Origin of the sequence: Corynebacterium poyangense, from assembly GCF_014522205.1 — a bacterium.
In the GTDB taxonomy this organism is placed as follows: Bacteria; Actinomycetota; Actinomycetes; order Mycobacteriales; family Mycobacteriaceae; genus Corynebacterium; species Corynebacterium poyangense.
The window spans coordinates 840,770-863,342 of the sequence record NZ_CP046884.1; the positions used below are offsets into that span (position 1 = coordinate 840,770).

Annotated in this window: 22 protein-coding genes; 17 read left to right on the forward strand and 5 right to left on the reverse strand. The window is 52.0% G+C overall.

The window, feature by feature from the left end:
* Nucleotides 1-7: 7 nt before the first annotated feature.
* The 13 genes from rsmI to GP475_RS04025 all read left to right on the forward strand — a co-directional run bounded on the left by rsmI (nucleotide 8) and on the right by GP475_RS04025 (nucleotide 14,704).
* The gene (rsmI, locus tag GP475_RS03965) at nucleotides 8-847 is read left to right on the forward strand and encodes a 16S rRNA (cytidine(1402)-2'-O)-methyltransferase (protein ID WP_187975351.1); all 840 of its coding nucleotides are present in this window, start codon (nucleotides 8-10) and stop codon (nucleotides 845-847) included.
* A gap of 86 nt (nucleotides 848-933) precedes the next feature.
* A complete protein-coding gene (locus GP475_RS03970; protein WP_224399549.1) occupies nucleotides 934-2,682 on the forward strand; it encodes a BCCT family transporter in 1,749 nt (582 codons plus the stop codon).
* A gap of 80 nt (nucleotides 2,683-2,762) precedes the next feature.
* Nucleotides 2,763-4,601: a methionine--tRNA ligase gene (gene metG / locus GP475_RS03975; protein WP_187975353.1), complete on the forward strand. Its 1,839-nt coding sequence runs from the start codon at nucleotides 2,763-2,765 to the stop codon at nucleotides 4,599-4,601.
* A gap of 82 nt (nucleotides 4,602-4,683) precedes the next feature.
* Nucleotides 4,684-5,925, forward strand: a complete 1,242-nt coding sequence (locus tag GP475_RS03980; protein WP_187975354.1) for an MFS transporter — start codon at nucleotides 4,684-4,686, stop codon at nucleotides 5,923-5,925.
* A gap of 39 nt (nucleotides 5,926-5,964) precedes the next feature.
* Nucleotides 5,965-6,714, forward strand: a complete 750-nt coding sequence (locus GP475_RS03985) for an ABC transporter ATP-binding protein (RefSeq protein ID WP_187975355.1) — start codon at nucleotides 5,965-5,967, stop codon at nucleotides 6,712-6,714.
* Complete coding sequence (locus tag GP475_RS03990) at nucleotides 6,698-7,351, forward strand: ABC transporter permease (RefSeq protein ID WP_187975356.1); 654 nt, start codon at nucleotides 6,698-6,700, stop codon at nucleotides 7,349-7,351. The genes GP475_RS03985 and GP475_RS03990 overlap by 17 nt, the downstream gene beginning before the upstream one ends.
* Nucleotides 7,348-8,007 carry an ABC transporter permease gene (locus GP475_RS03995; RefSeq protein ID WP_187975357.1) on the forward strand — a complete coding sequence of 220 codons (660 nt, stop codon included), beginning with the start codon at nucleotides 7,348-7,350 and terminating at the stop codon, nucleotides 8,005-8,007. The genes GP475_RS03990 and GP475_RS03995 overlap by 4 nt, the downstream gene beginning before the upstream one ends.
* 6 nt (nucleotides 8,008-8,013) lie before the next feature.
* Entirely contained in the window at nucleotides 8,014-8,940 is a 927-nt protein-coding gene (locus GP475_RS04000) for an ABC transporter substrate-binding protein (RefSeq protein WP_187975358.1), read from the forward strand.
* Nucleotides 8,941-8,951: 11 nt separating this feature from the next.
* Nucleotides 8,952-9,809 (forward strand): TatD family hydrolase, encoded by an 858-nt coding sequence (locus tag GP475_RS04005; RefSeq protein WP_187975359.1) that lies wholly within the window; start codon nucleotides 8,952-8,954, stop codon nucleotides 9,807-9,809.
* Nucleotides 9,810-9,892: 83 nt separating this feature from the next.
* On the forward strand, nucleotides 9,893-11,020 hold the full coding sequence (locus GP475_RS04010) for a resuscitation-promoting factor (RefSeq protein WP_187975360.1): 1,128 nt from the start codon (nucleotides 9,893-9,895) through the stop codon (nucleotides 11,018-11,020).
* Between the two features lie 55 nt (nucleotides 11,021-11,075).
* Complete coding sequence (gene rsmA, locus GP475_RS04015; RefSeq protein ID WP_187975361.1) at nucleotides 11,076-11,930, forward strand: 16S rRNA (adenine(1518)-N(6)/adenine(1519)-N(6))-dimethyltransferase RsmA; 855 nt, start codon at nucleotides 11,076-11,078, stop codon at nucleotides 11,928-11,930.
* Nucleotides 11,927-12,880: a 4-(cytidine 5'-diphospho)-2-C-methyl-D-erythritol kinase gene (locus tag GP475_RS04020; protein ID WP_187975362.1), complete on the forward strand. Its 954-nt coding sequence runs from the start codon at nucleotides 11,927-11,929 to the stop codon at nucleotides 12,878-12,880. The genes rsmA and GP475_RS04020 overlap by 4 nt, the downstream gene beginning before the upstream one ends.
* A gap of 36 nt (nucleotides 12,881-12,916) precedes the next feature.
* Nucleotides 12,917-14,704, forward strand: coding sequence for an ABC-F family ATP-binding cassette domain-containing protein (locus GP475_RS04025; RefSeq protein ID WP_187975363.1), 1,788 nt, complete (start codon nucleotides 12,917-12,919; stop codon nucleotides 14,702-14,704).
* A gap of 21 nt (nucleotides 14,705-14,725) precedes the next feature.
* Here GP475_RS04025 and GP475_RS04030 read toward each other — a convergent pair whose 3' ends face one another.
* The gene (locus GP475_RS04030) at nucleotides 14,726-14,944 is read right to left on the reverse strand and encodes a hypothetical protein (protein ID WP_187975364.1); all 219 of its coding nucleotides are present in this window, start codon (nucleotides 14,942-14,944) and stop codon (nucleotides 14,726-14,728) included.
* A gap of 271 nt (nucleotides 14,945-15,215) precedes the next feature.
* Here GP475_RS04030 and GP475_RS04035 point away from each other — a divergent pair, with 271 nt between their 5' ends.
* The 3 genes from GP475_RS04035 (at nucleotide 15,216) to ppk2 (ending at nucleotide 17,502) form a co-directional block, all read left to right on the forward strand.
* The gene (locus GP475_RS04035) at nucleotides 15,216-15,539 is read left to right on the forward strand and encodes a putative quinol monooxygenase (protein ID WP_187975772.1); all 324 of its coding nucleotides are present in this window, start codon (nucleotides 15,216-15,218) and stop codon (nucleotides 15,537-15,539) included.
* A 74-nt stretch (nucleotides 15,540-15,613) separates the two neighbouring features.
* Nucleotides 15,614-16,273, forward strand: coding sequence for a hypothetical protein (locus GP475_RS04040; protein WP_187975365.1), 660 nt, complete (start codon nucleotides 15,614-15,616; stop codon nucleotides 16,271-16,273).
* Between the two features lie 335 nt (nucleotides 16,274-16,608).
* A complete protein-coding gene (gene ppk2 / locus GP475_RS04045; protein WP_187975366.1) occupies nucleotides 16,609-17,502 on the forward strand; it encodes a polyphosphate kinase 2 in 894 nt (297 codons plus the stop codon).
* 14 nt (nucleotides 17,503-17,516) lie between these two features.
* Here the strand turns inward: ppk2 and GP475_RS04050 are convergent, their stop codons facing one another.
* Nucleotides 17,517-18,359, reverse strand: coding sequence for a Cof-type HAD-IIB family hydrolase (locus tag GP475_RS04050; protein ID WP_262485231.1), 843 nt, complete (start codon nucleotides 18,357-18,359; stop codon nucleotides 17,517-17,519).
* A gap of 56 nt (nucleotides 18,360-18,415) precedes the next feature.
* On the opposite strand from GP475_RS04050, the gene GP475_RS04055 reads away from it, so the two are divergent.
* Nucleotides 18,416-19,477, forward strand: coding sequence for an enoyl-CoA hydratase/isomerase family protein (locus tag GP475_RS04055; protein WP_187975367.1), 1,062 nt, complete (start codon nucleotides 18,416-18,418; stop codon nucleotides 19,475-19,477).
* Nucleotides 19,478-19,480: 3 nt separating this feature from the next.
* Here the strand turns inward: GP475_RS04055 and GP475_RS04060 are convergent, their stop codons facing one another.
* The 3 genes from GP475_RS04060 to pth all read right to left on the reverse strand — a co-directional run bounded on the left by GP475_RS04060 (nucleotide 19,481) and on the right by pth (nucleotide 22,565).
* Nucleotides 19,481-20,071 carry a TetR/AcrR family transcriptional regulator gene (locus tag GP475_RS04060; RefSeq protein ID WP_187975368.1) on the reverse strand — a complete coding sequence of 197 codons (591 nt, stop codon included), beginning with the start codon at nucleotides 20,069-20,071 and terminating at the stop codon, nucleotides 19,481-19,483.
* 154 nt (nucleotides 20,072-20,225) lie between these two features.
* A complete protein-coding gene (locus GP475_RS04065; RefSeq protein ID WP_187975369.1) occupies nucleotides 20,226-21,860 on the reverse strand; it encodes a peptide chain release factor 3 in 1,635 nt (544 codons plus the stop codon).
* A 24-nt stretch (nucleotides 21,861-21,884) separates the two neighbouring features.
* Nucleotides 21,885-22,565, reverse strand: a complete 681-nt coding sequence (pth, locus tag GP475_RS04070) for an aminoacyl-tRNA hydrolase (RefSeq protein WP_187975370.1) — start codon at nucleotides 22,563-22,565, stop codon at nucleotides 21,885-21,887.
* Nucleotides 22,566-22,573: the final 8 nt, after the last annotated feature.

The window sequence follows — 22,573 nt, forward strand, 5'->3', positions numbered from 1 at the left end:
AGAGGACATGGCTACGCTTCCTCATGGTGTATTAATTGCGGCAACGCCGTTGGGAAATCTTGCTGATGCCTCACCGCGACTGCGTGAAGCTTTGGAGAATGCCCAGGTAATTGCTTCTGAAGATACCCGCCGTACCCGCGCTTTGGCCCACGCTTTGGGGGTGGAGATACGAGGGAGGTTGGTGTCTCACTTTGATCACAATGAAAAATCTCGACTTCCTGGTTTATTGGAAGCGGCACGGACGTCGACTGTTTTGGTGGTAAGTGACGCGGGGATGCCGGTGGTGTCAGATCCAGGTTTATCGCTAGTAAATGCCGCCCATGAAGCGGGTATCCCAGTGAGTTGTCTGCCAGGCCCCTCAGCCGTTCCTACCGCCCTGGCACTGTCAGGCCTACGGGTGGGAAGGTTCATTTTTGATGGCTTTGCTCCGCGCAAGTCGGGGGCGCGTCGAGAATGGTTAGAATCCCTAAAAACTGAGCAGCGAGCTGTATGTTTCTTTGAATCTCCGCACCGTATTGCGGATACGTTAGCCGCTGCCCGTGAGGTGCTAGGGTCGCAGCGTCGCGCTGCTATTTGTCGTGAGCTTACGAAACTTCACGAAGAAGTTCGACGCGGCACCTTGGCGGAACTCAGCCAGTGGGCGTCTGCTGAACCGGTGCGAGGAGAAATCACGGTGGTCATTGACGGGGCGTCCCCTGAGCGTCAGGAAGTAACAGAGCTCGTGGCGCAGGTGCGAACTCGGGTTGATCAAGGAGAGCGGCAAAAGACGGTGTGTCGGGAATTGGCCGCACGCTACGGGGTTTCTAGCCGCGAGCTGTATGATGCGGTGCTTCAGTCTCAGCGATAAGTGGTGCTGAGGGGACAACCAGGCCCAACTGACGGTTAGTAATTCTCAGCTTGATATTAAGAAAAGTTTGTTACATGGTGTCCACCATGGCTACAAGTGACCATATTGGAGAACAGGAAAACTATTCAGCCACTGAAGAATTAGCTGGGATGCTTCAAGCTGAACCCGTTAAAGTTGAAGAAGAAAAGATTCGGCTTCAGTCAGATAACGAGGATGCTCGCCTTAACTGGCCCGTGGTGGCTCCAGCTGCGCTTATTGCCATAGCCTTCGTGGTGTGGGGACTCGCCGGGGGAGAGAGCTTCGCGCACTTCGCGAAACTAGCGCTACATTTTGTGGTGCAAAATTTTGGTTGGGCCTTTGTACTCTGCGGGACAATTTTTGTGATCTTTGTCCTCGTCATAGCGCTCTCTAAGTTCGGATCAATCAAGCTCGGGCATAGTGACGAAGGCCCGGAGTTCAACACCATCTCATGGATCTCCATGATGTTTGCCGCAGGCATGGGGATCGGTTTGATGTTCTATGGCGCTTCAGAACCTTTGACCTACTATCGGGACGGTATTCCCGGGCATTCTCCCTTAGAAGTGGGGACATCCATGTCCACCGCCTTATTTCACTGGACACTTCACCCCTGGGCGGTATATGCCATTGTTGGTCTTGCTATCGCTTATTCCACCTATCGGGTGGGGAGGCCGCAGCTTATTTCTTCGGCCTTCGTGCCGTTAATCGGAGAAAAAGGAAGCCGCGGTATCGTCGGTCGGATCATCGACATTCTTTCGATTATTGCCACCGTCTTCGGCACCGCATGTTCGCTTGGGCTCGGCGCGCTGCAAATCGGTGCTGGCTTGAAAGCCGCCGGAATCATCAACAACCCGAGTACATGGTTAATTATTGGGATTGTCTCAGTGCTTACCCTCGCTTTCGTTTTTTCGGCGCTCAGCGGGGTCGCTCGGGGTGTTCAATACTTGTCCAACGCCAATATGATCCTTGCCGCAGTGTTGGCCATTTTCGTCTTTGTCTTTGGCCCTACAGTATCTATTCTGAACTTGATCCCTGGGTCCATTGGCAACTACTTATCTAATTTCTTCGACATGGCGGCTCGTACCGCAGAATCGGCCAATGGAACTGCCGGTGAATGGCTAAGCACCTGGACTATCTTCTATTGGGCTTGGTGGATTTCCTGGAGCCCCTTTGTCGGGATGTTTATTGCTCGGATTTCTCGGGGACGAACCATCCGAGAATTCTGCCTAGGCGTCCTTCTTGCCCCAGCCGCCGTGTCAATACTCTGGTTCGCTATTTTTGGTGGCACCGCTATTAGCCTGGAACAACACGGTAAATCCATTTGGGGAAATGGAGATGCGGAAAGCCAGCTATTTGACCTTCTGCATACCCTACCGGCAGGCACAATTTTTGGGGTTGTAGCGATGGTCTTGTTGGCCACATTTTTTGTGACCTCGGCAGACTCTGCGTCAACGGTTATGGGTTCGCTGTCTCAACGAGGCCGCCAAAATGCAACCCCGTGGGTGTCTGCCACCTGGGGTATTATCACCGCCCTCATCGGACTGACTCTCTTGGTCTCCGGCGGCGACGAAGCATTAAGCAACCTACAGAATGTCACTATCATTGCTGCGAGCCCCTTTTTAATCGTGGTCTTTTGCTTGATGTTTGCGATTGTCAAAGACCTCAGAAATGACGTGATTTATCAGGATTACCGAGAACAGCAACGTTTTGCTGCCCGGCTGGCTCGCGAGCGCAGATTGTATAACCAACGGCGTCATCGAGAAGAGCTACGACGCCGTCGCGCGGAGCGAATTCATCGCGCAGAACATCACCATTAAGGGCGCCAGGACATTATGATTCCTCATCGATGAGGTGGTTAGTTCAGGCTTTGTGCAAGGTATCCGATATGGTAAGGAACATGCCCAAATCTGTGCTCGTCAACGTTGCTTGGCCGTATGCTAACGGCCCCCGTCACATCGGCCACGTCGCTGGTTTTGGAGTTCCCTCCGATGTTTTCGCTCGATACCAACGAATGTCCGGAAACACGGTGCTCATGGTCTCGGGCACTGACGAGCACGGCACTCCACTGTTGGTCCAAGCGGATAAAGAAGGCGTATCCGTCAAGGAGTTAGCTGACCGCTACAACCGTCAAATTGTGGAAGATCTGGCCGGGCTGGGATTATCCTATGACCTGTTTACTCGGACCACCACCCGAAACCACTATGCCGTAGTTCAAGAGTTGTTCCGGGGTCTCTATGACAACGGCTACATGATTAAACAGGTCACGAAGGGTGCGGTTTCCCCGTCTACCGGTCGGACTCTTCCGGACCGCTATATCGAAGGTATTTGTCCGATATGCGGTGCATCGGGCGCTCGAGGAGACCAGTGCGATAACTGCGGAAACCAACTTGATCCGGCAGATTTAATTAACCCAGTTAGCAAAATCAATGGGGAAACACCGGAATTTCGCGACACGGAACACTTCTTATTAGATCTCCCGGCGCTTGCTCAAGCATTAGGGGATTGGCTAAGAACGAGGGACTCCTGGCGACCCAATGTTTTAAAATTCTCTCTTAATCTTTTGGAAGATCTACGCCCCCGCGCGATGAGCCGTGATATTGATTGGGGTATCCCCATCCCGGTAGAAGGGTGGGAAGACAATAACGCGAAGAAATTATATGTCTGGTTTGACGCCGTCGTGGGTTATTTATCTGCTTCGATGGAGTGGGCTTATCGCCAGGGAGACCCGGAGGCATGGCGCGCATTTTGGACTGACCCTGACGTCGCATCTTATTACTTCATGGGGAAAGATAACATTACTTTCCACTCCCAGATATGGCCGGCTGAGCTATTAGGCTACGCCGGAGCCGGAACTAAGGGGGGTAGCGCCGGGGAATTAGGCACCCTAAATCTCCCGACAGAAGTGGTTTCCTCTGAATTCTTGACCATGTCTGGATCTAAGTTTTCCTCTTCTAAAGGCGTGGTTATCTATGTCAAGGACTTTTTGGCGGAGTTCGGGCCTGACCCCTTACGCTATTTCATCGCGGTAGCCGGGCCGGAAACCACAGACACGGACTTCACCTGGGATGAGTTTGTTCGACGCATCAATAATGAGTTGGCGAACGGGTGGGGTAATTTGGTGAACCGAACGGTTTCTATGGCCTATAAGAATTTTGGTGAAGTTCCTAGGCCTGGGAAGCTTCAAGAATCTGACGAGGCGTTATTGGGCTTAGCTCAGAAGACCTTTGAGGTGGTAGCGCAATCTATTGAAGCCTCTAAGTTCCGTAATGGAATTAATGCTGTTATGCACGTGGTGGGGGAGGCTAATGCGTATTTAGCTGAGCAAGAACCCTGGAAGTTGGCCAAAGAGGAAACACAGCGGGAGCGTCTAGCAACGGTGTTGTGGACTGCTCTACAGGTAGTGTCAGACTGCAACGTGATGCTGACTCCTTATTTGCCCCACATCGCTCAGCAGGTTCATGAAACCTTGGGTCGCGATGGTATCTGGGCTGCGCGTCCGCGCATCGTGGAAGTTCGTGATGAATCTCCTCGCGATCCGGTTGGGGTGGGTTTGCCAGAAAAGGGGCAGCGTTATCCGGTCATTATGGGTGACTATGAATCTCAGCAAGCTAAGTGGGCTCGGGTTGATGTTATCCCTGGTACGGTGTTAAAGAAACCGAAACCTTTGGTGCAAAAACTAGATCCTGATTTAGCGATCACTGGGCCAGAGTGGGCCCCGGTGCAGCCTCAGGAATAGGGTCTGTCCTAGCTATTTTTGGAAAGCAAGCACCCCTTGCGCGGATAAGAATATTCGACGCAAGTGGGTGCTCCCTTTACTCATGGAGAAAGATATTCGCGTGCCTCAGAAGAAAGTTGTTCCCGCAGCGTTAGCTTTTCTCGCTGTCTTTAGTGCTGCCATTAATCTACGAGCAGGTATCGCTTCGCTCGGCCCGGTTTTGAGTCAAACTCTATCCGCTTTCCATGCCTCCGGCTCTCTAGCCGGAGTACTGACCGCCATGCCAGGACTATTTTTCGCCCTCATGGGAATCCTGGCGGTGTCTCTAGCCTTCCGATTCGGTATATCACGAACCCTCACCTTCGGAATGGGGCTTACGCTTCTTGGCTTAGTAGTGCGTCCCCTGGTCGGCAGCATCAGCATCTTCTTAGTCATGACGGCCCTAGTCGTCAGCGGAATAGCCCTATCCAATGTGCTCCTACCTGCCTGGATTAAAGCCCACGGTGGGAGGAACGTCGTTGCCCTCATGACAATCCATGGTTCAGTACTTGGACTTTCCGGGGCATTGGGCCCACTAAGCGCACTGCTTTTCGAGTGGCAAGGCGCCCTCTTAGTATGGGCTTTACCCGCGTTACTTCAATTTCTAGTGTGGCTTTGGGTCCTCTTTTTCTCACCCCACGACTCACCCAAACACCAGACGGACTCCGCGTCGGACCACTCACCATCTTCTGGAGAAAACATCTCTCTCTGGCGTTCTCGCACCGCCGTCTTTTTGATGCTCTTTTTCGGACTCCAGTCCATGACCGCCTATATCCAGATGGGTTGGCTTCCACAAATGTACACCGACGCCGGAATCAGCGCTCAGCTAGCGAGCATAGCCATTGCCTTAGTCGGCGGCATGAACGTCATCGGCGGTTTGGTCATGCCAACCATCATCGATCGGGCCCCCACCTTAGCGCCATTGCCGCTTGCCTTCGGGATTTTCACAGCTCTCGGCTATCTGGGGATACTATTCGTTCCACAAACTGCCCCTTTGCTATGGGCTTTATTGCTCGGAATCGGTGGTTTCTGTTTCCCCACAGCACTAGCTTTAATTCCCGCTCGGACCCGCAGCCCCCTAGTGACGGCACGGCTGTCCGGCTTTGTACAACCCCTCGGTTACATCGTCGCAGCTCTCGGGCCATTATTGGTGGGGATTTTTTATCAACATGCCGGAACCTGGACAGGTATTCTGTGGGCCTTAATCCTATGCGCTGTGGCCATGAGCGCAGTGGGATTAAGAGCTAGCCGATCAGTGTATATCGACGATGAACTAGCTGCCGCCAAGCAAAAATTATTGGCTTAAAACATGCAAAATTCACTATAAGTTCCTAAGCTAGGGTGGATGATCGAGTTCCGCGATGTTTCGAAGCACTTTGGGGACACCAAAGTGGTTGACAACTTCAGCATAGAAATTCCCTCACACTCTTCCTTAGCTCTTGTTGGTTCTTCTGGTTGCGGAAAAACTACCTTGTTGCGCATGGTGAATAGGATGGTGGAGCCTGACTCTGGGAGTGTGTGCATCGACGGTGAAGATGTTGCCGGCGTCAACCCCGTCTTGCTGCGTCGCAGTATCGGCTACGTCATCCAGGGTGGGGGCCTACTTCCGCATCGCACCGTGCTCGATAATGTGGCAACTGTTGGCTACTTGTTGAAATGGGATCGGGGTAAAGCTCGACGTCGGGCCCGGTCGCTATTACAGAAAGTAGGTTTAGATAGCCAGTTGGAAGGAAGGTATCCAGCGGAGCTATCGGGAGGGCAGCAACAAAGAGTTGGAGTGGCCCGGGCGCTGTTGACTGATCCGAATATCTTATTGATGGATGAGCCTTTTGGGGCAGTCGATCCGATTGTTCGATATGAGCTCCAACGGAAGTTATTAGCGCTGCAACAGGATTTAGGGAAAACCATCATTCTGGTCACCCATGACATTGCTGAAGCATTTTATTTAGCAGATAAAGTTGCTGTTTTGGAACCGGGAGCACGTATCGCTCAATGGGGAACGCCTCAAGACATTAAACAAAACCCGCAGAGCGATTTCGTCCGTGCGATGATTCGCGCAGTTCAATTCGAGGACACCCATGACGTGGCTGATTAATAATTCTCCCTATTTCCTGCACGTCTTTCTTTATCATCTTGGTTTGGTCATTCCGGCGCTGATTATTAGTGCAGTGATTTCTCTCCCGCTGGGCTGGTTGGCCTATAAGTATCCCACGGGGGGAGCGGTGATCCTGCAAATTCTTCAACTTGCCTACGTTGTGCCGGTCCTCGCTCTTTTAGTGCTGTTTCCAGCAATTGTGGGATTACCCATGCGCTCCCCAATAACCTTGGTTCTCACACTGAGTATCTATGGTGTTGCCTTGTTATTGAGAAACACCACCTCAGCTTTCGCGTCGGTTGACAAAGAAAACCTTGACATTGCCCATGCGTGCGGATACTCACCCCAGCAGTGCTTTTTTCGGGTACACCTGCCTTTGGCTTTGCCAGTAATTCTGGCGGGATTCCGGGTTGCTGCTATGTCAACCATTGCGATGGCCTCCACGGGGGCCCTGGTGGGAATTCCTAGTCTGGGAAGCCTATTAACCGATGGTTTTCAACGCGGCCTAGTTGGTGAAGTACTCGTCGGTATCATCGCCATCCTCATTCTGGCTGTCGTCATTGATGTAGCGTTGTTCCTGGTGGGCTCACTTCTTCTACCGTGGAGCCGGGTGCAGAAAGCGAGTAGTCAACTATGAATTTCTTAGTGCGTGCTGCTCAGATCCTCAGCGATTCAGCGCAATGGGGTGGAGAAGGTGGATTTGCAATCCGAATCTTGGAGCACGGGCTGTTAAGCCTGTGTGCCGTAGTAGTTGCGGTTCTCGTCGGGCTACCCCTGGGAGTGATTTCTGCCCATATTCCCGGAGGCTCGCTTTTTGTGGGAACCTTAAGCGGGGCAGCCAGGGCCTTGCCGGTTCTTGGCCTCGTTGTCATTGCCGGTTTGTGGTTTGGCGTAGGTCTTCTGGCGCCGTGCGTAGTTTTGGTGGTGCTGGCTTTACCTTCCATCATTAACGCAGGGTATTCAGCCGTAGAAGCTACTCCCCGAGAGATTCGTTCCGCAGCCACCGCTATCGGATTTAGCCGACGTCAACTAATACTTCACGTGATCTTCCCCTATTCCGGAGGGATAATCTGGGGCGGAATCCGCACCGCATCCTTACAAGTATTTGCGACCGCCACCTTGGTTGCCTATACCGCCGATATCGGGCTTGGTTCTCCTATTTTTATGGGGTTAAAGACCAGAAACTACCCCTTAATGCTCGCGGCTGCGATTGTGATGATCCTACTTACTTGGGGCATTGATGTGGTTCTGGCGCATATCCAAAAACGCAATAGTTTTAGTAGTAGGGGGTGAGAGCCGGTGCGAAAACATCCTTTTCTTTCTGCTTTCTGCTTGTTGCTATCTCTTGTCTTGAGTAGCTGTTCTTCCGCTCATCCCTTTTCCGGGTCTGTCACTAATTCCAACGCTATCGTTGTCGGCTCCCAAGACTATTTCTCTAATGAGATTATCGCCGAAATTTTTGCTCAATCCTTGGAAAACGCTGGATATAGCGTTGATCGTGATTTCCGTATTGGTCAGCGGGAAGCCTACCTTCCGGAAATTGAAGCGGGAAATATCGATCTGTTTCCGGAATATAGTGGAAACCTTTTGCAATACTGGGATCCGACGGCCTCGGTCGGGGATGCACAAGAGGTCAATAATCAACTTCGTCGTCGAACTCCAGCGGGGATATCTATTTTGAATCAGGCTGAGGCTACCGATGAAGATGTCTATGTGATGACTCGACATCATGCCGAGGAACTTGGTGTGAAGAGTTTGGCTGATCTGGCGCGCCTTCCGCGGACCTGGCACCTAGGAGGCCCTTATGAGCTTAAAGAACGAGATTATGGCCCGCAGGGTTTAGCCAGTGTTTATCATGCTCAGGTGGAACTGAGTCCGATTGAGGATGCTGGTGGTCCGCTCACCATTAAAGCCCTCAGCGATGGAACGGTAGATATTGCCCGGATGTCCTCAAGCTCACCGGCAATTGCCGATAATGATCTTCTAGTTTTGGCAGATCCGGAGCGGTTACTTCCCGCTTCACATGTAGTTCCTTTAGTCTCGGACAAGGTTGATCCCCGAGCGCGAGAAATCATCAATGACCTGATGGCGCGTTTTCATCAAGAAGACATAGTGGCCTTAAACCGGGCTAGCGTGGAGCAACAAAAGGCGGCGGCTACCATCGCCCAACAATGGTTAGCTGGCCAGATTACCTCCGGTGCTGAGGAGAAGAACCGTACCTCTTAGAATGATCAGCTATGTCTTCGAAGAAGCCTCGTCCCGTTCCTCAGCCTGCTGATCTTATTCCCGGTCTTTGCGATGCCCATACTCATCTTCAGGCCACCAGCCATCATCGTGGTGCTCCGGATGCCCCGGCCACTGTGGCGGATTTAATAACTCGGGCACAGTCGGCAGGGGTAAATCAGATATGCACCGTGGGAGATGGTCTTGATGAGGCTGCGGAAGCGGTACGGATTGCTCAAACACATCCCCAGGTGTGGGCAGCCTGCGCCATTCATCCGACAAGGGCACATGAACTCGATGACAATGCTCGACGTGCACTTGTGGATTTAGTCCATAATCCTCGATGCGTTGCGGTCGGGGAAACGGGGATTGATACCTACTGGATTAGTCACGCTCCGGATCGCACTGCGTCTTTAGAGCAGCAGGAAGAGGCGTTTCGCTGGCACATTGATCTTGCCGTATCAAGCGGAAAAGCACTCATGATTCACAACCGCGATGCCGATGAACACGTGCTCCGCATCCTCGCTGATTCGCCCCGCCCCAAAGACGTGATCTTGCACTGTTTTTCTTCTCCCGCTCCGGTGGCCGAGGAAGCCCTGAACCGCGGCTATGTCCTTAGCTTTTGCGGTAACACCACCTTCAAGCGAAATTCAGAATCACGCGATATTGCCGCGAGAACACCGTCGGACCTCTATCTCATCGAAACCGACGCTCCCTACATGACTCCGGAACCTTATCGCGGCACGCGCAACGAGTCGGCCTTTATCGGACACACCGCCCGCTGCATAGCCGAGGCTCGAGGGGTGGATGTGGCGCGTGTGGCGCATGAAACGTCAGCGAATTTCCATCGAGTGTACGGGCTGGACAACTAGGGTTTGTTATCGTATCGTGACATGAGGATGAGATCGCGATAGCGCATACAACCCGGAGCAGAAAGTAAGGAAGTTTTTAGAGCATGGGTGGAGCTCCTCATATCAAGCGAATCAACAAGTCCGCATCTTTGCCGCTGCGCTTAGCTACGGGAGGCGTTTTAGGGTCAGTCCTAGCCGGTGGAGTTGTTGTTGCCGTAAACCAAAAAAATGTGACTATCGACGATGACGGCAATATCATCACCTTGGCAACAGTCTCAGGTGATGTAGCCGGTGCCCTCGATGCTGCCGGAATCAAGGTAGGTGCGGGGGCTATGGTCTCTCCAGCGCCGAGTCAGGCTCTTAAGGATGACGCTCATATCACGGTCCGTAGCCTTAAACAGGTCTCGGTGGTCATTGACGGGGTGCCTACCCAGCTGGAATCGACGGCTCTGACCGTTGAAGATTTACTTAATCAGGTGCCGGGTTTTGTTCCTGGTTCACAGATTTCTGAAGATCCTAACGCTATTGCGAATAATGGGATGGAAGTTGAGGTCACACGTCCGAAATTCATTTCCATTAATGATGGTGGCAATGTAGTGCGGACCTGGGTTGCAGCAAAAACTGTGAAAGAGGCCCTGGACCAGCGGGGAATCACCCTCGGTAAGGAAGATCGGCTGAGTCTTCCGGGAAACACTCCGCTAAAAAATAATCTCGATGTCAATATCGACCGGGTTAAGACGGAAGAAAAAACCACCACTGAAGATTTTGATGTTCCTGCTGAGTATAGCGATGATCCAGAACTCAAGAAGGGCGAAGAAAAGGTTCTGGAAGAAGGCACACCAGGGAAACGGGAAATTACCCGCAAGATTGTCACCGTTAATGGTAAAGAAAGCGAGGTGACTGTTCTCCACGAAAAGGAGCTGTCGCCTGCTAAAGCCGCCAAAATCGCCAGGGGAACAAAAGCCGACGCGCCTGCCGTTGCACACGGTGGGGTGTGGGACTCCATTGCGCAGTGTGAATCCGGCGGAAATTGGGCTACCAATACCGGAAACGGCTATTCCGGGGGGTTGCAATTTTCCCCGTCTACCTGGGCGGCCTACGGTGGAACCGCCTATGCCCCCAGCGCAGATCAGGCTTCTAGGGAACAACAAATCGCGGTGGCTGAGCGTGTTCAGGCCGCCCAAGGCTGGGGTGCTTGGCCAGCCTGCACTGCCTCACTAGGGATCCGGTAACATTTCAATATTGTTCCCTTGGTTCCCGAAGCCATGAAAAGGTAGTGAATTGAATATGGCTCAGCTATTAGGCCCCGCTGATATTCGTCGGCTAGCTGCGGAACTGGATATCTCACCTACTAAAAAGCTGGGTCAGAATTTTGTCCATGACCCAAATTCCGTACGCAGGATCGTCGCTGCAGCGGATGTTGGAAACCAGGACCATGTGCTTGAGGTTGGGCCGGGCCTTGGTTCCTTGACCCTTGGTCTATTAGGTGCGGTGGATTGTCTGAGCGCGGTGGAAATCGACCCTCGCTTAGCTTCTCGACTAACTGAGACAGTCACCGATTACGCTCCAGAGTTTATCTCTCGACTTCGCGTCATCAACAAAGATGCCCTGCACCTTGAGAGCGGTGATTTATCACCAACTGCCGTCGTCGCTAATCTTCCTTATAACGTGGCGGTACCGGTACTTCTTCATGTCCTCGCCACCTTCCCGACTATTCGACGCGTCCTGGTTATGGTTCAAGCGGAAGTTGCTGATCGGTTAGCAGCGCAACCTGGATCAAAGATCTACGGAGTCCCCAGCGTTAAAGCTTCCTACTACGGTCAGGTTCGTCGAGCTGGTTCCATCGGAAAGAATATTTTTTGGCCAGCTCCAAACGTTGATTCCGGGCTGGTGAGAATTGATTGTTATAGGAAAGACGAGGCTCCGTGGGAGATAAGTACCGCGCAGCGAAGCCAGCTCTTCCCGCTAATCGACGCAGCTTTTGCTCAGCGAAGAAAGACTCTCCGGGCAGCCTTAACTGGTTTCTTTGGTTCGGGGGCAGCTGCCGAGGAGGCGCTGAAGCTAGCCGGAATTGATCCAAAGGAACGCGGCGAGAAACTCACTGTTGCTGATTTTATTCGGCTCGCGGAGGTGAGTAAGTGAAGCTCCGAGCTCAGGCTTATTCCAAAGTAAATCTTTTCCTCGGCGTTGGTCCGCGCCGAGATGATGGATTTCATGAATTGAGCACCATTTTCCAATCGCTGAGCCTTAACGACGAGGTGACGTTGCGCACTGAGGGTTCGCAGCCCCACACCGGCGCGTGGGTAAAAGGCCTTAAGGTTCGCGGGCTAGCTCACAACGAGGTTCCAGAAGATCAGTCAAATCTGGCGTGGAAAGCGGTAACCGCCGTGGTCAACGCATACAGTTCAGAAGGATATGTCCCTCATCAGACAGTTCATTTGGACATCAGGAAAGGGATCCCCGTCGCCGGAGGTATGGCAGGTGGTTCGGCTGATGCTGCTGCTGCGCTTTTGCTTGCTGACCGGTGGTTAAGCACAGTTCACCAAGTACCTGGTTTAGGAGAAGAAAGATTACTCGCCATCGCTGCTGAGTTAGGTTCCGATGTGCCGTTTAGTCTCCTAGGTGGCACTCAGCGAGGGGAAGGACGAGGTGAAAAGCTCAGCGCTGTTGCAAATTCGACGCGCTGGTGGTGGGTCATTGCGCTATCCAGAATAGGACTATCTACCCCAAAGGTTTTTCATACGCTTGATCATTTGCGCGACACCCAACAGATAGCACCACCTCAACTAGATTGCTCAGGGATCATCGCTGCTTTAGCCAGCGGTGATCCTCTGAAGTTAGCCGCTGAACTGCATAATGATCTCGCGGCTCCGGCACTGGCCCTTCAGCCTGCTTTGCGTCGAACCCTCGAGGCTGGAACTGAGGCAGGGGCTCTAAGCGGGATCATCTCAGGATCCGGTCCTACCTGTGCATTTTTATGCCACGACCGAACCCACGCTGATGCTGTTGCTGCTCGTCTCCGTGATTCTCAAGTCGCCGATACGATAGTGACCGCCTATGGTCCAGCCGGTGGTGCTGAGATCCTCGAATGAACATGAACGCTGGGCTGAACTACAAGGAGATGATTGATGGCAACTCCACTGTTGGGTGCTGAAACTATTCGAGTCGAGTATCCCACGCGCGTGGTCTTTGATTCGGTGAGCGTGGCAGTAGAAGAAGGAGACCGCATTGGGGTGGTCGGACGCAACGGTGACGGTAAAACAACTCTCCTTGGTGTACTCGCCGGAACCGTTGATTACCAAGCGGGACGGGTAACTCAACGCAAAGACCTTCGATTCGGAGTCCTCAGTCAGCGTGATAATTTCCCAGATGATATGCCGGTTTCTACTGCTATTGTGGGGCAGCGAGAAGAATATGAGTGGGCCAGTGATCCAAAAATTCGAGACATTATCAGTGGCCTCGTTGCCGATATTTCCTGGGATAAGAAGATCGGAGAATTATCCGGCGGGCAACGTCGGCGAGTAGCTCTCGCTGCCCTCTTGATTGAGGAATGGGACCTGATAGCTCTTGATGAGCCAACTAATCACCTTGATGTGGAAGGGATCGCCTGGCTAGCTGACCACCTGAAGAAACGATGGGCACAGGGGCAGGGTGGTTTGGTGGTCATCACTCATGATCGGTGGTTCTTAGATGAAGTGTGCACTGAGACGTGGGAGGTTCATGATGGAGTCGTCGAACCTTTTGAAGGTGGCTATGCCGCTTATGTGCTGCAACGAGTAGAACGAGACAGGATTGCGGCTCAAGCGGAACAAAAACGGCAGAATCTTCTCCGGAAAGAGCTAGCATGGCTTCGGCGCGGAGCCCCGGCGCGCACCTCGAAACCGAAATTCCGAATTGAGGCCGCAAATAGGCTGATTGAGGATGTTCCTCCGGTTCGGAATACTCTTCAGCTGCAACGATTGGCGGTGGAGAGGTTAGGGAAGAAAGTTGTAGACCTAGAAAACGTAACCGTGCGTTACGGGCAGCGAGAGATCCTCAAGAATATTACGTGGCGGATCGCACCTGGCGAGCGGACTGCCATTTTGGGGGCAAACGGGGCGGGGAAATCAACCCTGTTGGGGTTGATTTGCGGCGCTATTACTCCTGACGAAGGGCACGTTAAACACGGGAAAACAGTGAAAATTGGTATCCTTGACCAACAATTTTCGCAGCTTTCGGCGATTGGAGATGACCGAGTCCGAGAAGTCCTGGGGCGGACAAAAACCACCTTTAACGTTGGAGGCAAAGAACTCACCCCGGCTCAGCTCTTGGAGCGACTGGGGTTCCTTCGGGAGCATCTTTCTGCCCGGGTCAATGACCTTTCTGGCGGACAGAAGCGTCGTTTGCAGTTACTCATGCTGCTTCTGAGCGAACCGAATGTGTTGGCTTTAGATGAGCCAACTAATGACGTTGATGCTGATATGCTCGCTGCCCTGGAGGATCTTTTAGATTCCTGGCCAGGAACGTTATTAGTCGTTAGTCATGATCGCTATTTGGTAGAACGAGTGACAGATCAGCAATACGCGATCTTTGATGGTACCTTGCGCCATGTTCCTGGTGGCGTCGATGAGTATCTGAGGTTGGCAAAGCAGAAACGCGATGACGCTGATGGTGAGGAGAGGAAGTCTCCGCAGCCGTCTCACCGTACTCAACTATCGGGTGCGCAGCGGCGGACAGTCGAGAAGGAAATGACTTCTCTCGAACGGCGACTCGACAAGTTGGGGGAGGCTGTAGCACGCATTCATCAGGATATGGCAGCGCATGATCCCAGTGATTACCAGGGGCTCCAGGAGAAGATGGAGGAGATCCGGCGGCTCGAGAATGAGGCCGCGGAGCTTGAGGAACGCTGGTTGGAATTAAGCGAAATAGTCTCTTAAGAAGAAATAGTCCCTTAAGAATTAGAAAAGGGAGCGGCGGTCCTCTGAGCGTCGGCGGTTTCCGCGCCGTGCTCGGAACCGCTCACGAAGTTCAGGACGCCACAGGCTATAGCCGATCCAAAACAATAAAGCGGCTGCTAACAGCAAAAGAATAGTTCCTATTTCCTGCCCAGCAATCCAGAGTCCAGCGCTTGCGAGCACGAAAAGCGAGGCCAGGGCCAAAAAGTGGCGACTACGCATCGGGAGAAATCCTTTCTCCTTCGAACTGGGGCGGGCGACAACTGCCTGTGAATAGATCACAGTCGGGACAAGCTCATGGTGGATCTTTATCTTTGATAACCGTCAGATTTTTGTATGTGGAAGTTTGTATGGCATCCACGTTGCCATAGGCGCCGTGAGTTCTTTGCACAGAGGTGACTTTTGTCTACCCCCATGTGGTGGAGAAAGTCTCCTGGTGCTGCCGGCGCACTGCTTCAAGACAAGGCCTAAGGAGCCAGGTATGGTGGTACGCATGATTTTGATTAACGTGCGTTTTCGTCCGAAACCGGAATATGTGGAGAATTTCCGAGAATTAATGGCCGAGTTTACCGAGACATCCCGTGCAGAAGCAGGGAATATTTTCTTTGAGTGGGCGCGGAATACTGATGATCCCCAGGAATATATTCTTCTAGAAGCTTTCCATGATGATGCCGCTGAGGCCCATGTCAATAGTGATCATTTCAAGAAGGCGACGGAAGAATTTCCGGCACTATTGACCGAAACCCCGCAAATTATCAACACTCTCATTGAAGGTAAAACTGAGTGGGACCGGATGGCCGAATTTAAAGTGGATTAATTCCACCCAGTCGGTGTTGAGCTAACCTACCTGCCGATTTTGGCACAGAGATTTATAGGGAGAACTCCACAGTCGTGATCCACGCAGCATCTTTTGCTCTCATTGATTCTGTCAATGTCCTCCTCATTGGAGTGGTCGTGGCGTTAGGGCTAATAATTCCGCCTCATGGCCCCTATCGAAAAACGGTCGCCTTATTAATCGGCGGCGACTGGTTCGGTGTTTTCCTTCTCGCGTTATTATCACTTCTTGTCTTTAATAATCTAGGTGGGCTGGTTATCTCTTTTACCGAATCAGTTGCCTTTGGAATAGTCATTATCCTGGCGGGGATACTCATCGCGGTGCTCACCGCACTCGGGGGAAGTAATGACGCCCTTATTCAAAGAATTCTGGTACCGCTGAAAAATCCTGGAATTCTCACGGTGCTAACCGGTACCATTCTGGGCTTGGCGCAATCCATCACCTCGGCGCCGTTCTTTTTGGGTCTCATTGAGCTTAGTGCAACCCCTTTAGCCCCGACCTGGAAGTACAGTTGGGTGATACTTTACGCAACCTTGGCCTTGAGTTTGCCCATGCTGAGCGCCGTCCTCGTTGGGATAGTGCGTCGCTATCCCAACAGCGTTGCCGGTCATTTTTTTGACTGGATGCGCCAGCGGCCGCAAGCCATGACTCTTTTCGCTGGCTATGGTGTGGGTATATTGCTCATCGTTATGGGAGTAGTTGAGTTGCTGACCTAAAGAAAGCCTCGAGCTTCACTGGGAGTTCAGCTCAAGGCCAGGGGCAGGAAACGCGATCTATAGAGAGAGATCAGCAAGTGATCCTGCAGCGCTGAGGGAACTCTCTAAGGTGTTCCACAGCAATTCAATTGCGTTGTCCCACCACCCAAACGTAATGGACAAAGCGAGGTCGGCCATTTCAATACTCCTTAATGCTAGCTATGACGGTAGCGATAATGACGATGAGTGGTTGGTAGTATTTATTCTAGTCTTATAGGTTCCTGAAGTTCCACTATGGGTCGTGTCACGGGGAGAGAAGATGAATAGCGAAGCGGTGGGTGGCTAGACTTTAAGCTATGGCTAAAAGTAACTCCCAGAAAACTGAGAATGCAGGTGGACGTCCACCGAAATTGGCAAAGAAGGCGTATGAAAAGGAGCTGCGTCGCCTTCAAGCTGAATTGGTGGACATGCAGCAGTGGGTAGTAGAGACCGGGGCTCGGGTGGTCATCATCATGGAAGGCCGAGATGCTGCCGGGAAGGGGTCGGCCATCAAACGGATAACCCAGTATCTCAATCCACGAACCTGTCGGATTGAAGCACTTCCGGCGCCGAACTCCCGTGAACAAGGGCAATGGTACTTCCAGCGCTATGTAGAACGGCTTCCTACGGCCGGAGAGATCGTGATTTTTGACCGGTCATGGTACAACCGCGCCGGGGTCGAAAGAGTCATGGGTTTTTGCACCTCTCAGGAATACCGTCGATTCCTCCACCAAGCCCCCATTTTTGAGCGTCTCTTGGTCGAGGACGGAATAATGCTGCGCAAATATTGGTTCTCGGTCTCTGATGAAGAACAAATCAATCGTTTTCGCTCTCGCCTTAATGATCCTTTGCGCCGATGGAAATTGTCGCCCATGGATTTACAGTCCATCACTCGGTGGGAGGACTATTCCCGCGCGAAAGATGAAATGTTTGTGCACACCGATATTCCGTCGGCACCGTGGTACACGGTGGAAAGCGAAGATAAGAAACGATCTCGCATTAATGTGATTAGCCATCTGCTTTCTACCATTCCCTATGAGAAGATTGATCGTCCGTTGCCGGAAATCCCGGAGCGGCCGGAGAGCACGGAAACGTATGAGCGCCCTCCACGAGAGGAGTTCCGTTATGTGCCGGATGTGGCTGAGAGCCTAGAGAAAAAGAGGGTAAAAGGCCATGGTCATAAGGGCAAAAAGAAGAAGAAAACTAAGTAGTTCGGGGCCGACGCTTATAGCCCATAGTGGTTTTCTAGCACAGTCATCACACCGTAGTCTCTATTGGACGGTGCGGTGTGATCAGCTATTTCATGGATCCGCGGGTGGGCGTTGGCCATAGCCCACGCTGTTCCAGCCTCGATGAGCAATTCATAGTCATTGAGATAATCACCGAAGGCGATGGTGTCAGATTGTGCTATGCCGAGCTGCTCGCGAAGTTGGTGTAGCCCACGGCCTTTATTGGCCTTCGGATTCATCACATCAATCCAATGTTTTCCGCTGACAACGGCATGAAAATCCCCGGACGAGGAAGCACCCGCTGCGGCAGCACGTCGGATCATATCAATATGTTTTTCTGCGTCATCCCGGGTATAGATCGCGACTTTAATAAGTTCGTGACTTATAGTCTCATGCAGATTATTACTAACACCCAAGCTATGATAATATTTTTTGATTTCTTTCTCGCCCGCAAGATTTTTCCGACTATGGATAAAAGCCTTATGCGGTAAACACACAACAATATCTAAATCATTTTTTCCAGACTCCCAGTGGTCCCCAATAGCACTTACCAAGGCATGTCCTACTGCCGGATTTAACGGAGTGGTAGAGATAATTTCTCCCTGGGAAAACACCACGGCGCCATTTTCTGCTAAACAGCTCAACTCCGGGCCCAGATCGCTAAACATATCGTGCAAGGTTGCTAATTGACGTCCACTCGCAGGGGTAAAAATAATTCCCTTGGCCTTGAGCCGTTGATGCAGATCCGGGAAACCGGGAGGTAAGTGTCCAGCAACATCCAACAGCGTGCCATCCATATCGCAGGAAATAAGGGCGGGATCCATATTCTCCTCAATCAACAATTGAATTTTAGCTTAGCTGACAGAAGTATTGAGCTTGTGCGATACTGGCATACATGAGTAATCACGATCACACAAAAGATGATTCCTTGGTTAAGGTATCCGTTGAAAACACTACCGGAATCTTGGAGTTGAATCGTCCTCGAGCACTCAATAGCCTCAATGACGAGATGATAAGGATTATTTTCGGAGCTTTAGAAAAGTGGAAAGACGACGATAATATTACTCAAGTCTTTATCTCTTCCACCCATGAAAAGGCATTTTGCGCCGGTGGAGATGTGCGTTTTGCTCGGGAAGGAATGGCCTCCAATAAAGCGTCGGAAATCTACACATTTTTTGCCGATGAATACCGTATGAATGCGTTGATCTCAGAGTATCCCAAGCCCTATATTTCTTTACTTGATGGGATAGCCATGGGAGGTGGACTAGGAGTTTCAGCTCATGGATCTCACCGAATAGTCACCGAAAAATTCCTAGCCGCGATGCCGGAAATGGCGATTGGCTACGTGACAGATGTAGGGATAAGTTGGTTTTTCCAACGCATGGTCGGGGCTCTTGGGCACCCCTCTCCGGCCCTGGCGGCGTTTCTAGGTCTCAGCGGCTATCGCCTTGACGCAGCAGACGCGATGTGGTCCGGGCTCGGTACTCACCTCATCTCTAGCGACAACACCGAGGCCTTCCGGAACCTGTTGATCTCCGACGGAGTAGACGCAGCTGTGGCGCAATACCAACTCAGCGACATCGGAGAAAGCACCTTGAGTCAGTGGTATCCCGCCATTGAACAGTGCTTTTCCTGTGGCAGCTGGGAGAAGATTTTTGAGGCGTTAAAAAATAGTGATAACGCAGAGTTTCGTGACCACACCATGGAATTGCTGGAATCAGCTAGCCCGACTTCACTTGTGGCAACCGCGGAAGTGTTTGTAGCCAATGAAGACGCAGCCGATATTCATCAGGGTTTGGCTCATGAGTGGACGGTAGGAAAAGAACTACTTAGTTCCCATGACTTTATGGAGGGAGTTAGGGCGGTGTTAGTGGATAAGGATCGACGACCGTCGTTTAGTCCCGCTTCTACAGCAGATGTCGACGTCCAGTATTGGCGAGAGAAACTACACAGCTAGTGTCTATAGTCTTCTGATAACCCCGAGCGCATTGTGAATCATGTATTCCCCAACCTCGGGGTCACGGGGGGCTGGCAATGATTCGTACCGCTGCAGCGCAAAGGCAATGGAGCGCGCCACAAGATGAACTGCCAGCACCAACTCATCTTTTTGGAACCCGAGAGTTGCTGCACGCGGTGCGAGGGCTTCGATAATGGGAGCCAAAATAATATCTGTATCCGACGCCCCGTAGCTTCGACCTGGTTCCTTCTCCCGCAACATTTCGCTCAACCGGAAAAGATGCGGCAAGCGGGCCGGACCATCTGCATCAAGAGTAATAATGGTGAGTTTTTCACTAATTTCGAGAAGCCCTAAGTTGGGCGGCAGATGTTGAACCTCATCCGCCAAAATTCGGACCTGCTCCACAATAAACTCCAGCAGCGCTTCTTCCCGCGAGGAGAAATAATTGTGAAAGGTTCGGGTAGAAACCCCAGCCCCGCTGGTAATTGCAGAAATAGTGAGGGCCGAGGTGCCGTGCTCTAAAGCAATTTCAGCTGCGGCAAGAGCCAGCGCGCTACGGGTTTTTGCTTTCCGCGCCTCCCTTAACCCAGGCATGGGCATAACTCCTTCCTCAGCCTTCTAGCTCACCACAAGTCCATATTTTTTAGACTAAAACGTACCATTAGTCGATGGTAGGAAAGAAACTAGCCCCACTTAGTATTTCATAAAAATAGGTGGAAACCCCTAGCGCTGAGAACCGCACTTTGGGTTAATCAGCAACCAAAGGTTCCAAGGTGAAATCTGGATTTTCTTTTTGGATAAACTGCAGCCGCCATTTATCACCAAAAAGGGCAATCAATTCCCCGTCAGTGCGGGTAAAAATTTCTACACCGCGTTGTCGGGCTAACTTCGGAGCAGTAGCCGCATCGGTTCGTCGGGCCACGGAATAAGGCACTGGATCGGTTTCGGTTTCTACGTTGTATTCATTAGCCATTCGAGCTTGCATCACCTCAAATTGCATGGGGCCAACGGCTGCCATGACTGGGTTTGCGTCACCTCGGGCATCATTACGAAGAATTTGAACGACTCCCTCGGAGTCTAGCTGCTCCAAGGCTTTGCGGAACTGCTTATATTTCCCCAGAGACGTAGTTCGAAGAGTGCGAAAATGCTCCGGGGCGAATTGAGGCATGGGGGCAAACTGCACTTTTTTCCCGCTAAAAATAGTATCTCCCGGGGCCAAAGAACCCGCGTTTACTAGACCGACAATATCGCCCGGGAACGCGGTTTCGACGGTGGAACGGTTTCGGCCAAAGACAGTGAGCGCGTATTTTGTCGAAAAACTACGACCAGACTGGGCGTGGGTAACCTGCATACCTCGGTCAAATTCGCCGGACACGACCCGCATGAATGCGAGAGTATCGCGGTGTTTTCGATCCATACCAGCTTGGACTTTGAAAACCACTCCGGAGAAATCATCGCCTGGGTTGCGTCGGGTATCTACCGCGCTAGTTGCCGTCTCGAGGACTGCTTTATCGCAGTCTCGGCCAGCGGGGGAGGGGGCGAGACGACATAGCGTGTCAAGGATTTGATGGACGCCGAAATTCAATATGGCGGAGGCGAAAATCACCGGGGAGGTTTCGCAGGCCTCAAAAAGCTCTTGATCGTGGAGGGCGCCATCGGCACTGAGTAGTTCAGTTTCTTCTACAGCGGTGTCCCAGGCCGCACCCTCTCGTTCGGCAGCTTGGTCAGGGGTGTAGTGCTCTTCGGGCGCAATAGTAGAGCCGCCAGCAGTACGAATGAAGTGGATATATTCATCAGTTTCGCCTTCTGTGTTTATCCGGGCTAAGCCTCGGAAATCTCCCGCCGGCCCTACCGGCCAGAATAGTGGAGTGGGCTGAAGGCCAATCTCGGAAACAATTTCATCAACTAGCTCCAAAGGCTCCCGGCCCGGCCGGTCCCACTTATTGATGACGGTGATGATGGGTAAACCTCGAGCCTTACACACCCGGAAGAGTTTCAGAGTTTGAGGTTCTAGGCCTTTGGCGGCATCAATCAACATCACCGCAGCATCCACAGCGGTCAAGACGCGATAGGTGTCCTCGGAAAAATCAGCGTGGCCAGGTGTGTCTACTAAATTAATGACATAGGGGTGGTCCTCATGCCCTGCTGGTGCGTACTCAAATTGCAAAGCTGATGACGCAATAGAGATACCCCGGTCTTTTTCCATTTCCATCCAGTCAGAAACGGTGGCTTTTCTTCCTGCTTTTCCGTGCACCGCCCCGGCCTCGGAAATCACGTGAGCATGCAGAGCTAAGGCCTCAGTGAGAGTTGATTTACCGGCATCTGGGTGGGCAATAACAGCGAAAGTACGGCGGCGTGCTGCTTCCTGGATGGTTGAGCTCATGGCTTACAGAATAAAGCCCTCACCCTATTTACTGTGAATCTGGTTCTGGGCTTGAACTAAACCCTGTTGCACGATGAGCCGTGCGGCTTCAGCAGCGGTGCTTATGAGGGCATCAAAATCGGGGCCAGTGTCGACGGGGCCAAGAACATGATCAACCACCGACGTTCCCGGATCAGGACGTCCAATTCCAATCCGGACCCTCAAATAATCACGGGTTCCTAGGGCCTGAGAGGTTGATTTTAAACCATTGTGTCCATTTTCATTTCCACCGTAGCGCAGCCGGATCTTGCCGGGTGCTAGATCTAATTCATCATGGAGAACCACTATCTGATCGGGAGAAATACCTAAGGCGTCGGCTACGGGAGCGATGGCGTCTCCAGAATTATTCATATATGTAGTAGGGCGCAGAATCATCACCGGTGTGTCACCCCACTGGACCAGGGCGCCGTGAGCTGGAACATTGCTTATGCGGGTCAGGATGTCACCGTTGTCTGCTAAAAGATCATCAACGGCCATATAACCGACGTTGTGTCGAGTAGCGGCATAGTCAGCTCCGGGGTTTCCCAATCCCACAATCAACCATTGTGCAGATATATCAGAAAGATCAAGGTTGGGTTCAGACGCATTTCCAGGTGTAGGGGCGTTTTCCCGTGGTCTTAACCCAATTGCGGCAAGGATAGATGTCAACAAAGAGCGATGGCGCATCTACTTAT

Bases quoted from the DNA above. Each gene is read 5' to 3' on its own strand.
- GP475_RS04025 (WP_187975363.1), top strand. From the start codon at position 12,917: ATGGCAACTCCACTGTTGGGTGCTGAAACTATTCGAGTCGAGTATCCC.
- GP475_RS04065 (WP_187975369.1), bottom strand. From the start codon at position 21,860: ATGAGCTCAACCATCCAGGAAGCAGCACGCCGCCGTACTTTCGCTGTT.
- GP475_RS03995 (WP_187975357.1), top strand. From the start codon at position 7,348: ATGAATTTCTTAGTGCGTGCTGCTCAGATCCTCAGCGATTCAGCGCAA.
- GP475_RS03985 (WP_187975355.1), top strand. From the start codon at position 5,965: ATGATCGAGTTCCGCGATGTTTCGAAGCACTTTGGGGACACCAAAGTG.
- pth (WP_187975370.1), bottom strand. From the start codon at position 22,565: ATGCGCCATCGCTCTTTGTTGACATCTATCCTTGCCGCAATTGGGTTA.
- GP475_RS04010 (WP_187975360.1), top strand. From the start codon at position 9,893: ATGGGTGGAGCTCCTCATATCAAGCGAATCAACAAGTCCGCATCTTTG.
- GP475_RS04055 (WP_187975367.1), top strand. From the start codon at position 18,416: ATGAGTAATCACGATCACACAAAAGATGATTCCTTGGTTAAGGTATCC.
- GP475_RS04035 (WP_187975772.1), top strand. From the start codon at position 15,216: ATGATTTTGATTAACGTGCGTTTTCGTCCGAAACCGGAATATGTGGAG.
- GP475_RS03980 (WP_187975354.1), top strand. From the start codon at position 4,684: ATGGAGAAAGATATTCGCGTGCCTCAGAAGAAAGTTGTTCCCGCAGCG.
- GP475_RS04005 (WP_187975359.1), top strand. From the start codon at position 8,952: ATGTCTTCGAAGAAGCCTCGTCCCGTTCCTCAGCCTGCTGATCTTATT.
- GP475_RS04060 (WP_187975368.1), bottom strand. From the start codon at position 20,071: ATGCCTGGGTTAAGGGAGGCGCGGAAAGCAAAAACCCGTAGCGCGCTG.
- GP475_RS03970 (WP_224399549.1), top strand. From the start codon at position 934: ATGGCTACAAGTGACCATATTGGAGAACAGGAAAACTATTCAGCCACT.
- metG (WP_187975353.1), top strand. From the start codon at position 2,763: ATGCCCAAATCTGTGCTCGTCAACGTTGCTTGGCCGTATGCTAACGGC.
- ppk2 (WP_187975366.1), top strand. From the start codon at position 16,609: ATGGCTAAAAGTAACTCCCAGAAAACTGAGAATGCAGGTGGACGTCCA.
- rsmA (WP_187975361.1), top strand. From the start codon at position 11,076: ATGGCTCAGCTATTAGGCCCCGCTGATATTCGTCGGCTAGCTGCGGAA.
- GP475_RS03990 (WP_187975356.1), top strand. From the start codon at position 6,698: ATGACGTGGCTGATTAATAATTCTCCCTATTTCCTGCACGTCTTTCTT.
- rsmI (WP_187975351.1), top strand. From the start codon at position 8: ATGGCTACGCTTCCTCATGGTGTATTAATTGCGGCAACGCCGTTGGGA.
- GP475_RS04030 (WP_187975364.1), bottom strand. From the start codon at position 14,944: ATGCGTAGTCGCCACTTTTTGGCCCTGGCCTCGCTTTTCGTGCTCGCA.